The sequence below is a fragment of the Streptococcus sp. 2154 genome, from assembly GCF_013277255.1.
Classification (GTDB): Bacteria; Bacillota; Bacilli; order Lactobacillales; family Streptococcaceae; genus Streptococcus; species Streptococcus pseudopneumoniae.
Map to the genome: position 1 here is coordinate 20,599 of NZ_VMMK01000007.1, position 11,894 is coordinate 32,492.

Genomic DNA, 11,894 nt, shown 5'->3' on the forward strand with positions numbered 1-11,894 from the left:
TAAAAAAACTTTACACTCTCGATAGTTTCTAGAGTACAAAGTTTTCTCTTGCCTAAAAAATATAAAAGATATATACTAGCTATATATAGTATAGATTGGAGATATACCATGACGACATCACTTACTAAGCAATACAATTTTAAAATCAATGAGTCATCAATGGAACAAGCTAGAGCTATCATCAAGGAAAAAGGAATGACTATGACGGATGCTATTAGTCTTTTTATCGAGCAGATTGTTCTCGAACAGGATTTACCAATAAAAACTGCAGAAGATATACATCGTGAGCGATTGATTCAGGAACTACAAGCCCAATCTGAACGCTCCTTAAGAGAATACGAATCCGGACAAGGAACTTCCCTAGACAATATGAGGCTACGATATGGCTTATAAAGTGAGTCTTTCTACTGAAGTGAGTCAGGCAATTGACAATATCCATGACTACATTACTACTGTTCTTTTATCACCTCAGTCTGCTAAGAATACTGTAGCCAGAATTTTAGACGGCTTAAAAAGTTTAGAAACTTTTCCTGAAGCTGGCTTTGATGCAGATGAAAAAATCGGACTAAAAATCAACAGTAAGTACCCTACGCGAGGAAAAATTATCGGTCAGTATATCTTGCTTTACTTTATCGACCAGACTCAAAGAACTGTTTTTCTTTCCCACTTATTTCACACCAAAAGTGACTATGTTACCTTGCTCCAAAGCAAAAATAACAAAAACTCAAAATCATCATTTTAATGTCCACCACTCTCTTAATAACCTTGTACTTATAAGGAACACAGTCTTCATTTTAACTAAAAAATAAAAAAACTTTGCACTCTAGCTAGCCACGCGATGGCTTCCAGAGTACAAAGTTTTTTATTAGACAAGGTTTAGTCTTCCTTATCTTGATTTTCAGCTCCTTTAACTGCTTTTTTAAATTCAGATAGCATTTTACCGATTGACTCGCCTAGTTCAGGCAATCGTTTTGGTCCAAATATCAAGAGAGCTCCTAAAACGATGATAATCAATCCTGGTGCTCCAATATCACGTAAGATTCCCATTCCTCTCTCCTTTCTGCTTGCGTTTCATAATGTGTTTGCTAATAGCAATACTTAATTCATAGAGTAATATCAAGGGGGCAGTCATTGCCAAATCGCTGACAAAGTCAGCTGGTGTTAAGATGACTGCGAGTACCAATAAGATAAAATAGGCATATCGGCGATAAGCAGTCAATAATTCTGGTCCAATGAGTCCAATCGACGTCAAAAAGGCAATGATAACTGGCAATTCAAAAATCAGAGCCAAAGGCAAGGTCGTTTGAAAAACAAAAGACAGATAATTTTGGGCGGTTAACTGCGTTTCAAATAGACCTTCTCCCAACCCTAATAAAACCTGAAGTAAGGCCGGTGTTACAAAGTAAAAACCAAAAGCCAGTCCAACTAGAAAACAAAGGAAACTAGCTGGAATATAGGCAAAGACAGCTCTAGCTTCTTCCTTCTTTAAACCGGGTTTAATGAAAGACCAAATATGATACACCGTGTAAGGCAAGGTGATAGTAAAGGCCATCAGACTAGCCAAACGTATGTAAATCCATAAAATATCATTAGGCCCTAAAACAATCAACTTTTGCTGAAAAGATTGGGTCACATACTGGTAAATCTGGTCTGCAAACAGCAGAGAAGCAGAGAATACCAAAAAGAAACAAATGACTACTGCCAATAGTCTCTTTCTAAATTCTACCAGATGTTCAACGATTGTCAATTCTTTTCTATCCATTTATTTTTCACCCTGTCTAAAAGTGACAATCAAGACAATAATAACAAAGACTAGCTGGCTAACCAAGCCTTCCCAACTTGGATAAATTCCAAGCAAGTCGATCGTTGGAAAGCCTGTCACTAAGTGATTTGGTGCCATATTGGTCAACTGAAGAGCATGGATACTAACCCCCAGCATCTTGAAGGCTAGGGCATAAATCATCCAAGTCAGGATAAAGAAGACCTTATGTGGCAGGAAGAATTGACTGGCCTTGTTCATCACAAGGGCAATAATTACCAGAACCAGCAAGGCAAGTGAAATTCCCAAGACAAATTCAAAACTGGAAATTCTTGGTAAAATCCCAACATAAAAGAGAATGGTTTCTGCTCCCTCACGGAAAACAGCTAGAAAACTGAGGGCAAACATGGAAATAAAGGAGCCTGTTTTGGTCACTGTTTCCATTTGTGACTCCATAAAGGTATTCCATTTTTTGACCGAGGATTTGCTGTGGAGCCAGATTCCAATCAAAATCATCATAGCTACCGCAAAAATCCCCACTGCTCCTTCGATGATTTCACGATTGGAGCCTGATGTTACTACTGGAAAGGAAATTTGCAGGATGAAGGCAATAAGGAGACTGGCCATGATTCCAGTGATAGCACCACCATAAACCCACTTGAGCCCTTTTCGCATCTTGGCTGCTTTCAAGGTCGTCACCAAGGCCATGACGATTAAGAGGGCCTCTACTCCTTCTCTTAGAAGAATCAGCATAGCATCAAAGGCATTGTAACGTGCGCTAGTATCAATTTGTGATAAATCTGCAATCAGTTTTTCTAATTTTTCTTGGTATTCCTTCTCACCTCCCTTGACCATAATCACAGGGCTTTCACTTTCCACTCGTGTATAGAGGGAAGGATTGGTCGTGCTAACAGAACCCTCAATCGTTGGCCAGATAGTGATGAATTCCTTCATGCTAGCTGCTCCTGATGCTTGGTCACCAGCTTGGAATTGTTCCAAAGCTTTCTTCAAAAGAGCAATACCATCTTTGAGACTTAAATCAGAAGATGCTTCTGCGACTTCTTTTCCGCTTGCAAAATCATCGATAGCCTTTTTTAAGTCCTCAAAGGAAGTCTGGATGGAGTTAAAATCCGTAGGCTCGGTTTCCATACTACTACGCAAGAAAGAAATAGCTGTTTCAACACGTCCATAATGGGCCGTACTATTGTCACGAACCACACTTTCATTGATAGTCCAAGTGGAATTCATTTTCTTAAAAGCTTCTCGTACCTTTTCCAAATCTTTGGAGGCAATGGCCTGCTCTAAGGCTTCAAAACAAGGACTTAGACGGTTTACCAATTTTTCTTTTTCCGCATCTAGGTCAACAGGATTTTGTTCTTTTTCAAAGGCTAATAGGGCTGCAGAAATTTCGGTGAGTTTGTCTTCAGTAATCTCGCCTGACTGAGCTAACTTTTCCTTAACGACTTTACCAGCCTCAGAATTGCTATCTTCTACTCTTTCAAAGTCTGATGCCATCTCTTGAACAAGTTTCTGGGCCTCAGACTGATTCCCATTTTTCACTGCTTTAGAAGCATCTGTGATTTTCACAAAGTAAGAACTCAAGCTTTCTTGGGCACCTACTGGGGAAAGAATTAAAAATGACAAAGCTAAAACTAGTAACCAGCTTCTAGCCTTCCAATAATTTCTGACCAATGTAGCCTCCTTTCTCCACACCACCAAAGCAAGCAAAGAGTCCACTACCGATGTGAGTGATATATTCATTCATCTTATCAGTAGCACCTAGATTGGTTTGAACCTTGACAAAGTTATCAGGATCCTTCTGGAAAGAAATGAAAAGCAATCCTGTATCAAACTGGCCAGTTTTTTCATCAATTCCATCAGAGTAAGAATAAGAACGTCGCAAAAGGGGCTTGTCTACTTCCTTAGCTAAACGAACATGCGAATCATCAGGTAAGAGACTCAAATCCACTTCATCAAACTCATTCTTCTTACCAAAGGGAGCACCACTTTCCTTGTAACGACCAAAAGTATTTTCTTGTTCTTCAAGACTAGTGCGATCCCAAGTCTCTAAAAACATCTGAATCCGACGAACTGCCATATATGAACCATTTTCCATCCAATCCTTACTATCAGCCCAGATAACGCGGTCAAAGTCTTGCTCCTTGGTTGGATTTGCTGTTCCATCTTTAAAACCAAAGAGGTTACGCGGAGTCTCCATTCGATCCCCGATAGCTGCAAAACCAGACTGACTCCAACGAAGGGTCACGGCATTTCTCCCCTTACGGATGAGATTGCGAATAGCGTGAAAGGCAACCTGCTCATCATCTGCACAGGCCTGGATGACAATATCTCCACCAGTATATTTTTCACGCAATTGCTCTTTAGGAAAAGGCGGTAAATCCCTGAAAACTTGAGGACGCTTGTTTTCCAAGTTCATCTTTTTCAAGAAACTCGCAGACACACCAAAAGTCAGCGTCAAACGATGAGGGTTGAGCCCGACTGTCTCACCAGTATCACTCGGAGGCAAGAGAGCATTCTGGCCATCTTTTTTGACCAATTCCCCCTCAACCAACTTGGCACTATAATCCGTCCAATCCTTGAATAGCTGGATAATCTTATCTCTATCCGTCGTATGCAGGTCCAAGACAACAAAATAGATATTCTTTTGCATGGGCGTACTAATCCCAGCTTGATGCTTGCCATAAAAAGCAATTTTTTCATTTCCGTACGAGATTTTTTCCTGACTTCCTAGCTTAGGTGCGAAAAAAGCAGAAGCACCAGAGAGTCCTAGCGCTAAACCAGCCCCTCCAATCCCTGCTTTTTTTAGAAATTCTCGACGGTCCATTTTCTTCTCAAAAAACTTTTCGTCTTTTTCAGTCATGACTCTTATTCTCCACTAAGAAATTTACCCATTTGTGATAGAGGCTCACCAAGTTTTGTCACAGCTTCTGACAATTCTTTGGTATCTTCTGTTGTCAAATCTGTATAGAGCTTGTAGTGTTCCTTGTCGGTCATGTGTTTGTCCAACAAATCATTGACAGACTTGAAGTCCGCTTCCAATTCTTTAACTAGGTTAGCGTCTGATTTTTCAAGCAAAGGTTTAAAGAGTTGGAAAATCTTCTCAGCTCCCTCGATATTGGCACGGAAGTCATACAAGTCTGTATGAGAATAAATTTCCTCTTCCCCTGTAATCTTACTTGTTGCAACTTCGTTAAGCAAGTCGACTGCCCCAGTCAGCATAACCTTGTAGTCCACATCAACAGTTGCAATCTTGGCTTTCAATTCCTTGATATCATTGACCAACTGATCACCATAGCTTTCAGTTCCTTTAGTTGTATTGTCTTCCCAAAGGATACGCTCAATACGGTGGAAACCTGACCATCCCTCTTCTGTCTTGTTTTCGTCCATGTAGTCTGCCAAACGGAAGTCAATCTTGACATCTGACTCACCAAAACTCTCGGCAATCGGTTCTGAACGCTCATAAGACATACGAATCAGTGGATAGACCTTCTTAGCTTCTTCTAACTTACCTTCTTTCAACAGTTTGACAAAGCCTTCTGTATCTGTCAACAGTTTATCGATTTGGTCTTGCACAAAAGTCTTATAGTCAGCAGTAGCCTTATCAAGCATTTTTTGCTTGTCTTCAGACAAGGCTGTCACCTTGGACGAATCGGTTGTCTCGGTTGATTTTTCAAAACGGACTGCACAAGCTGTCAATAGCAAGGCTGAAGATAAAAGGACAAAACCTAGTTTTTTCATTGTATACTCCTATCGGTTCAGGAAACCTGAATTCATCTTACGTTTCATTATACTATGTTTTTTCTAATCTGTCAATAAATTTTCAGACAATTTAATGTTATGTTTTCTCAATCTACCAGACTTAATACGACTTTGTAACTTGTAATCTTGTAAACGATACATGGTCGGAACATAAAAGAAATCACCACTTTTATGTAACTTAATCGCAACTTAATCGCAACAAGAACATTATTATCAAATCTTTTTACATATTCAAAACTGGCGTCTTTCTCTCGTGGATTGATGCCGACGAAATCTGGGTTCCTTAGTATGAGTTCCAGGTCTTCAATATGATGAATCACATCATTGTGATGGCCTTTTATCATATGACTTCTCAAACCGTCTTTGTTGACCTTTATGTCGCTCGCTTCAAGAACAATATCAAAAATTTCTTTTACTTCATCGGTAATCTGACCGATTTTTTTCATGATCCATAATTTCCTCCGTTATTCCACAACTATTATATCACAATCATAGTGTATATCAGGATATATCAAACTCTATTATTCGTTAGATACTCAATTTTAACTTTTCCCTTTTCCTCAAAATAATAGTATAATAGAGGTAGAATTTAGAATCGAGGTACACCTATGGCTGTAAAATTTACAAAACGAGACGACTTGGACAAGATGTTTGAAGAGTTTGCTAAACTCCCAGATTTGAAACAAGTCACTTTCCCTGATGACAAAGAGAAAAAAGCCAAAGCAGAAAAGAAAAACTAGATGACTGCTTTTCAACAACTCCCATCTAGTGTACTTCAAACTGGAGCCATTTTCCTCTCCATTATCATTGAAGCCCTTCCCTTCGTTCTGATAGGAAGCATTGTCTCAGGGCTGATTGAGGTCTATATCACACCTGACAGGGTTTATCATTTTCTCCCTCGAAATCGTTGGGGGAGAATCTTTTTTGGCACCTTCGTTGGTATACTTTTCCCTTCTTGTGAATGTGGAATCGTCCCCATTATCAATCGTTTTCTGGAAAAAAAGGTTCCCAGTTACACGGCCGTTCCCTTTCTTGTGACAGCACCTGTTATCAATCCCATTGTTCTTTTTGCGACCTATTCTGCCTTTGGCAACTCCTTCCATGTCGCCCTATTACGAGCTCTGGGTTCCATTCTTGTGGCTGTAATACTAGGAATTTTTCTAGGATTTTTCTGGCAAGAACCGATTCAGAAAGAAAATCGTCTGACTTGTCATGAGCATGATTTTTCTTACTTGAGTTCTGCAAAAAAAGTTTTTCAAGTCTTTGTGCAGGCCATTGATGAATTTTTTGATACGGGGCGTTATTTGGTATTTGGCTGCCTCTTTGCTTCTATAATACAGGTCTACGTTCCGACTCGGATTCTGACCTCTATCAGTGCGACCCCTCTTTTTGCCATCCTGCTCTTGATGATTTTATCCTTTCTTCTTTCGCTCTGTAGTGAGGCGGATGCCTTTATAGGTGCTTCTCTTCTCTCGAGTTTCGGTTTGGCTCCAGTTCTGGCCTTTCTCGTCATTGGCCCAATGCTGGATATCAAAAATATTCTCATGATGAAAAATTACTTGAAAGCACGATTTATTAGTCACTTCATTACGATTGTGACTCTGGTCGTTTTAGCCTATTCTCTCTTGATTGGAGTCATCCTATGATTCGATTTTTAGTTTTAGCTGGCTATTTTGAACTGACTATTTACCTCCATCTGTCGGGCAAACTAAACCAGTACATCAACATGCACTATTCCTATCTGGCCTATATCTCCATGGTGCTTTCCTTTATCTTGGCAATTGTTCAATTGTATATCTGGATGAAGCAAATCAAAACCCACAGTCATCTGAACAGCCGATTGGCCAAGATGACGAGTATTTCTCTTCTGGCTATTCCACTTGTCATCGGCTTAACTTTCCCAACTGTTAGCTTGGATTCTCAGACCGTTTCTGCTAAAGGTTATCATTTCCCCCTATCGGAAGGAACGGATCTAGCCATTCAGACAAGTGAAGGGACGACAAGCCAATATTTGAAACCAGACACCAGTTCTTATTTTTCAAAATCAGCCTATGAAAAGGAAATGCGAACGGCGGCGGATAAATACTTGTCCCAGGATAGCATTCAGATCACTAATGAAAACTATATGGAGGTCATGGAGGCTATCTACGACTATCCAGATGAGTTTGAGGGTAAGACAATCCAGTTTACAGGCTTTGTCTATAACGACCCCAGTCATGCCAATAGTCAATTTCTGTTCCGATTCGGCATTATCCACTGTATCGCAGATTCTGGTGTCTATGGATTGCTGACCAAGGGAAATACCCGGCAGTATGAAAACAACACTTGGATTACGGCCAAAGGAAAACTGCTCAATCACTACCATAAAGAACTCAAACAAAATCTCCCAACCTTGGAAATCGACAGCTTTACAAAAGTCGATAAACCAGAAAATCCCTATGTTTATCGAGCTTTTTAAGAAAATCAAGATAAAAACGAACAAGTTCTCTTCTGAATGACAGAAAAGAGCCTGTTCGTTTTTTTTGTTATATGAGAATTAGTGACTTGTAGATTTTCATCTTATACCATTTCAAGCCATACAAGCAACTCAGTGAGAATAAGAGAGCCACTCATTAATCATACTAGCGATTTTTTTGGGTGCTTGAGTATAAAGCTCATGGCCAACGTTTTCTAGAAAAATAGTATCAAAATAATCTGGTAATTCTTTTAGTGTTTCCTCTCTCCATGTAGCTTCATTAGGATAGCGAGGACTAATAAACAAGGTATCTCCCACTTCTCTCTTAAAAGCTTGTATTTTTCTCCGTAAGCGGAGTATCGCTTCTATATTTTCATAATTTATAGCCAACTCATATCTATTATACTCAGAATTCCAGTGATAGGACTGCCTTACGGCTTTCTCCATATTTTCTGACCAATGCTTTGCTTCAGATTTTTCTTTAGAAATAAGAAGAGCTAAGTCCGAAACAATTTGAGATTTGATATAATTTTTAGTTTCCTCTAACTCTGTATCTAAAGGTAAAATCTTATCTAAATCTAGATAGCCACCATCCAAAAGAATCAGTTTCTTCACTTCTTGAAATTCCGATGCGAGATAACGAGCCAAATCTCCTCCAAGAGAATGGCCTATCAGACAGATAGATTCTTCCTCTTCTATCGATTTTTTAAACCATGATTTCAATTCTGTTTCATCTCGAAGATGTTTTTCATATGGATTTAGAAAATAAACCTGAGAATCTAGTTCTTGAAGAAGATCCTTGCTATGATAGACATTACTTCCCAAACCACCAATAAAATATTTTTTCATTCTCTACTTAATACTATGCTTATTCATCTTTTGTTCAAAGATAGTTGTGATAATCTGACGTAATTCTTCTCGTTCTTTTTCTGGAATCTCACCACTTGTTTGAGCTGCAGCGTAAAGCTCAGGGTGTTCGATTGAAATGCGTTTAATCGTACGTGTCGTAGCATGTTTTCTGACGAAAAATGGGATTCGCTTAATCAAGTCTTGTGGGACAAGCGCAAGAATCTTCTCAGCAGTTTCCTTGTCACTAATCTTAGACGTCGTCAGCCCATTCTTAATCATTTCCTGTTCTTTTTCTGTAAAATCTTTTAATTCCATCTGATTGATCCTCCTATTTTCTCTACCTTAAATTATATATCAATCTGGATAAAACTACAAATGGACTGTCTGGAAATAGGTGCAATACTAAAAAGAAGACGCTGTTTTTACTTCTTAATCTTCCTCCTCAGTCACTTCCCATACTTCTGATTGATAGCCTTCCCCATCAATATCGTATCTTTGAATATAACCTATAAATCTTTCATTTTTTCCTGGTTTTCGACTGTTAATTATCGTACTCACCCATATACCTATCAAGAATAAACATAAAATGCCTAATACTATATCCATGTTAGATTACCTCTAGATATTAACCCACTTATCATTATCCATGATAAAAGGCTGAGCCAGTCCCTCGCCTGTATAATCCGCATACTTGGTGCCTAAATACTTGTAACAATCTTCCTTGCTGGCAAATTTAATCGCTTGGTAGGGCTCTTCGAAAGTCAATTTCTCTACAAATAAGAAACCGTCATCAGCCGGTACTAAGACTCCAACGTGGCCTACAAACAGATACTCACCATCCAGATTGTCGTGCAAGACTACAGATAGCATTCGAGCTTTGTCGTTGAATTGAAATTGGGAGAAGAATGTTTCCATCTTTTCAGCGTGAACCTTGACATCCGTCGTTGCCTCAGTTGGAACTCTAGAAAATAGAATATCAAACTCTTCCTTATCTTGTGAATCAAAGACCTTCCCCTTATCAATCGCATCGTTATCTAGGAAAAGCAATTGATCATTCTTATCAAGTTTTGGAATGGTGACTGAATTTTTCAAAAGACAATAACTATTGATACGGCAGTTGGTTCCAACAAAATCACCCTTCTTTTGATTCCAGAGATGACTGATTTTTTCAACATCGTATTCTGTGTGAGTAAAGGAAGTGAAATCTCCTGATAAGCCAGTTGAGCCGACAATGGTATTGTAATCATTAACGAGATTAAAAAAGGCATCAACACTATTTGGATCCAAGTGAGCTGATAAGAGAGATTTGACCTCTTCTGTACTTACCTGATTGTTTAGGTTGGTGTATGAAGCTTTCCATGGAACTTTCGTTGAACTACTTTGCCTTTGACTCGTCCCATTCGAAGTTGTAGCATCTTGCTGACAAGCTGCCAAGCCTAAAAACAAAGCTGAACAGATTCCTAATATGGCTAATTTTCTTGATTTCTTCATCTTTTTCTCCTAAATGTCTTGGATTAAAGTTTCTTTAACTACTGATTTACAGATATTGATTACTTTCTCATTTAATATGCTCATCGTCTTTCCCTCCGATTTGTTTTTTTGTTATTTCCTTAAGCTTGATTTAATTATAATAGGCGTTTCGTGCTCTGTCAACAATTTTTTTACGAAAACACAACAAAGTTTTCATTTTCGTGGATTTCGTGTTATGCTTTACTTATAAAAACAGAAAGCGATTTCATTCGTGGATAAAGAAGAGATTGCAATTGTTACATGCGAAAAATAAAACAATATAGACTAGTAATGGTTGGACTCAATAAGAATTGAGTACCAAGATTGGTATAAGTAAAAACACCCTTGGAAACTATGAAAAAAGGGTTAGGTCTACTAAGAAAAATACTATATTTGACTTAGTTAAAGTATTCAGTAGCTTGATTGATGTCCTCTTTCCTCCAGTTCAAAAGGATTCTCCTAGCGATATCCAATCTATCTACGACCAACGGGCATCACCCAGACAAGGTAAAGGTACTGACCTATGCCGAGAGGCAACTGTATGAGAAGAAAAACGATGATAAACGAAGTATCGCAAAAATCATCAGACTGGACGACTACAGACAGACTACTTACTCTCGTGTTAGGTAGTTTATCTCTGCAGGTAGCCGCTCGATGCAGGACGACAATTTAGATATGGAGTTTCCATTCTATGAGGATGAAATCCCAGACGACTACGACGCAATCGCTTATGTCGTCAGCAAGTCCATGGAGCCAAAGATAAGAAACGGCAACTACCTATTTATCAAGAATCCCCCACAGATTGACTATAATACCATCGTCATCTTCCAAGTAGACGGTGCTAACTAGGTCAAGAAACTTCGCCAAGGCTACCTCAAAAAACTCAATCCCGAATACCCCGACATCTGCCTAGACGAAAGCAACCGTATTCGCACCATCGGAAAAGTTGTCAGGCTGTATAGGGAGAATTAAAAAAGAGGGAGAATGACGATATAAAACAAACAGATTTTAAAAGATTCGAAAAACTTTGAAAAAGTTCATTCTACATTTCAAAAAAGAATAAGTGACCTAAAGCAGATTATATTTTGTTAAACAATAGTGATATGTAAATTTAGAGAAAGGCATTTAAGATCACTTTTCAAAAGGCAAATACTAAACTAGCGAAACCGATAAACCAGCCCCTTAGTTCCCATATTTTCAGGCACACACTCTTTAGTACACTAGCTGAGAAGAATATCCCATTAAAAGCTATAATGGTTAGAGTGGGACACAAAGACGCTAAAACAATAAATAACATCTACACTCACGTAAGTAAAATAATGGAGCAAGCTGCTTTGGAGGTTTTAAATACCATATCATTAAATCGAAAATATATCAGATCGAATCTAGACAAGTAGATTGCGATTGCTAAAACATTTGTAGAAATTCATTTGACTTTTCTAATCAATTTGTGCATATCTTATTTCATACTCAATGAAAATCAAAGAGCAAACTAGGAAGCTAGCCGCAGGTTGCTCAAAGCGCTGCTTTGAGGTTGTAGAT

General features: G+C 38.6%; 17 protein-coding genes. 7 read left to right on the top strand and 10 right to left on the bottom strand.

Going from position 1 to position 11,894, the window contains the following annotated elements; all coding sequences use genetic code 11:
* The first annotated feature begins 108 nt into the window (after positions 1-108).
* On the top strand, positions 109-393 hold the full coding sequence (locus HT693_RS00435) for a type II toxin-antitoxin system RelB/DinJ family antitoxin (protein ID WP_050208398.1): 285 nt from the start codon (positions 109-111) through the stop codon (positions 391-393).
* A complete protein-coding gene (locus tag HT693_RS00440) occupies positions 383-742 on the top strand; it encodes a type II toxin-antitoxin system RelE/ParE family toxin (protein WP_023936126.1) in 360 nt (119 codons plus the stop codon). The genes HT693_RS00435 and HT693_RS00440 overlap by 11 nt, the downstream gene beginning before the upstream one ends.
* 134 nt (positions 743-876) lie before the next feature.
* On the opposite strand, the gene tatA is transcribed toward HT693_RS00440, so the two are convergent.
* The 6 genes from tatA to HT693_RS00470 all read right to left on the bottom strand — a co-directional run bounded on the left by tatA (position 877) and on the right by HT693_RS00470 (position 5,985).
* On the bottom strand, positions 877-1,047 hold the full coding sequence (tatA, locus tag HT693_RS00445) for a twin-arginine translocase TatA/TatE family subunit (RefSeq protein WP_000512107.1): 171 nt from the start codon (positions 1,045-1,047) through the stop codon (positions 877-879).
* Positions 1,031-1,762, bottom strand: a complete 732-nt coding sequence (gene tatC, locus HT693_RS00450) for a twin-arginine translocase subunit TatC (RefSeq protein WP_000375159.1) — start codon at positions 1,760-1,762, stop codon at positions 1,031-1,033. The genes tatA and tatC overlap by 17 nt, the downstream gene beginning before the upstream one ends.
* A complete protein-coding gene (locus tag HT693_RS00455; RefSeq protein ID WP_000252108.1) occupies positions 1,763-3,451 on the bottom strand; it encodes an FTR1 family protein in 1,689 nt (562 codons plus the stop codon).
* Positions 3,426-4,640, bottom strand: coding sequence for an iron uptake transporter deferrochelatase/peroxidase subunit (gene efeB / locus HT693_RS00460; RefSeq protein WP_000136411.1), 1,215 nt, complete (start codon positions 4,638-4,640; stop codon positions 3,426-3,428). The genes HT693_RS00455 and efeB overlap by 26 nt, the downstream gene beginning before the upstream one ends.
* Positions 4,641-4,645: 5 nt before the next feature.
* Positions 4,646-5,518, bottom strand: coding sequence for an iron uptake system protein EfeO (efeO, locus tag HT693_RS00465; protein ID WP_000732987.1), 873 nt, complete (start codon positions 5,516-5,518; stop codon positions 4,646-4,648).
* A 107-nt stretch (positions 5,519-5,625) separates the two neighbouring features.
* Positions 5,626-5,985: a hypothetical protein gene (locus HT693_RS00470; RefSeq protein ID WP_007284914.1), complete on the bottom strand. Its 360-nt coding sequence runs from the start codon at positions 5,983-5,985 to the stop codon at positions 5,626-5,628.
* A gap of 162 nt (positions 5,986-6,147) precedes the next feature.
* Between HT693_RS00470 and HT693_RS12210 the strand changes: the two genes are divergently transcribed.
* From HT693_RS12210 to HT693_RS00480, 3 genes are read left to right on the top strand one after another with little or no spacing between them, the layout of a single operon-like run.
* Entirely contained in the window at positions 6,148-6,279 is a 132-nt protein-coding gene (locus HT693_RS12210) for an SPJ_0845 family protein (RefSeq protein ID WP_000268685.1), read from the top strand.
* The gene (locus tag HT693_RS00475; protein WP_000123628.1) at positions 6,280-7,185 is read left to right on the top strand and encodes a permease; all 906 of its coding nucleotides are present in this window, start codon (positions 6,280-6,282) and stop codon (positions 7,183-7,185) included.
* Positions 7,182-7,997, top strand: coding sequence for a TIGR03943 family protein (locus HT693_RS00480; protein WP_000617832.1), 816 nt, complete (start codon positions 7,182-7,184; stop codon positions 7,995-7,997). Before HT693_RS00475 ends, HT693_RS00480 begins: the two co-directional genes overlap by 4 nt.
* A 129-nt stretch (positions 7,998-8,126) precedes the next feature.
* Here the strand turns inward: HT693_RS00480 and HT693_RS00485 are convergent, their stop codons facing one another.
* The 4 genes from HT693_RS00485 to HT693_RS00500 form a co-directional block, all read right to left on the bottom strand.
* Positions 8,127-8,843: an alpha/beta hydrolase gene (locus HT693_RS00485; RefSeq protein WP_000759787.1), complete on the bottom strand. Its 717-nt coding sequence runs from the start codon at positions 8,841-8,843 to the stop codon at positions 8,127-8,129.
* A gap of 3 nt (positions 8,844-8,846) precedes the next feature.
* Positions 8,847-9,158, bottom strand: a complete 312-nt coding sequence (locus tag HT693_RS00490) for a hypothetical protein (RefSeq protein ID WP_000420573.1) — start codon at positions 9,156-9,158, stop codon at positions 8,847-8,849.
* Between the two features lie 114 nt (positions 9,159-9,272).
* The gene (locus HT693_RS00495; protein WP_000355833.1) at positions 9,273-9,449 is read right to left on the bottom strand and encodes a hypothetical protein; all 177 of its coding nucleotides are present in this window, start codon (positions 9,447-9,449) and stop codon (positions 9,273-9,275) included.
* 12 nt (positions 9,450-9,461) lie between these two features.
* Positions 9,462-10,334: a DUF4300 family protein gene (locus tag HT693_RS00500; RefSeq protein WP_000749591.1), complete on the bottom strand. Its 873-nt coding sequence runs from the start codon at positions 10,332-10,334 to the stop codon at positions 9,462-9,464.
* Between the two features lie 672 nt (positions 10,335-11,006).
* Between HT693_RS00500 and HT693_RS00505 the strand changes: the two genes are divergently transcribed.
* Both HT693_RS00505 and HT693_RS00510 read left to right on the top strand, forming a co-directional pair.
* Positions 11,007-11,201, top strand: a complete 195-nt coding sequence (locus HT693_RS00505; RefSeq protein WP_007284915.1) for a S24 family peptidase — start codon at positions 11,007-11,009, stop codon at positions 11,199-11,201.
* Between the two features lie 281 nt (positions 11,202-11,482).
* Complete coding sequence (locus HT693_RS00510) at positions 11,483-11,749, top strand: tyrosine-type recombinase/integrase (RefSeq protein WP_078929922.1); 267 nt, start codon at positions 11,483-11,485, stop codon at positions 11,747-11,749.
* Positions 11,750-11,894: the final 145 nt, after the last annotated feature.

Bases quoted from the DNA above. Each gene is read 5' to 3' on its own strand.
- HT693_RS00435 (WP_050208398.1), top strand. From the start codon at position 109: ATGACGACATCACTTACTAAGCAATACAATTTTAAAATCAATGAGTCA.
- HT693_RS00440 (WP_023936126.1), top strand. From the start codon at position 383: ATGGCTTATAAAGTGAGTCTTTCTACTGAAGTGAGTCAGGCAATTGAC.
- tatA (WP_000512107.1), bottom strand. From the start codon at position 1,047: ATGGGAATCTTACGTGATATTGGAGCACCAGGATTGATTATCATCGTT.
- tatC (WP_000375159.1), bottom strand. From the start codon at position 1,762: ATGGATAGAAAAGAATTGACAATCGTTGAACATCTGGTAGAATTTAGA.
- efeB (WP_000136411.1), bottom strand. From the start codon at position 4,640: ATGACTGAAAAAGACGAAAAGTTTTTTGAGAAGAAAATGGACCGTCGA.
- efeO (WP_000732987.1), bottom strand. From the start codon at position 5,518: ATGAAAAAACTAGGTTTTGTCCTTTTATCTTCAGCCTTGCTATTGACA.
- HT693_RS00470 (WP_007284914.1), bottom strand. From the start codon at position 5,985: ATGAAAAAAATCGGTCAGATTACCGATGAAGTAAAAGAAATTTTTGAT.
- HT693_RS12210 (WP_000268685.1), top strand. From the start codon at position 6,148: ATGGCTGTAAAATTTACAAAACGAGACGACTTGGACAAGATGTTTGAA.
- HT693_RS00475 (WP_000123628.1), top strand. From the start codon at position 6,280: ATGACTGCTTTTCAACAACTCCCATCTAGTGTACTTCAAACTGGAGCC.
- HT693_RS00480 (WP_000617832.1), top strand. From the start codon at position 7,182: ATGATTCGATTTTTAGTTTTAGCTGGCTATTTTGAACTGACTATTTAC.
- HT693_RS00485 (WP_000759787.1), bottom strand. From the start codon at position 8,843: ATGAAAAAATATTTTATTGGTGGTTTGGGAAGTAATGTCTATCATAGC.
- HT693_RS00490 (WP_000420573.1), bottom strand. From the start codon at position 9,158: ATGGAATTAAAAGATTTTACAGAAAAAGAACAGGAAATGATTAAGAAT.
- HT693_RS00495 (WP_000355833.1), bottom strand. From the start codon at position 9,449: ATGGATATAGTATTAGGCATTTTATGTTTATTCTTGATAGGTATATGG.
- HT693_RS00500 (WP_000749591.1), bottom strand. From the start codon at position 10,334: ATGAAGAAATCAAGAAAATTAGCCATATTAGGAATCTGTTCAGCTTTG.
- HT693_RS00505 (WP_007284915.1), top strand. From the start codon at position 11,007: ATGCAGGACGACAATTTAGATATGGAGTTTCCATTCTATGAGGATGAA.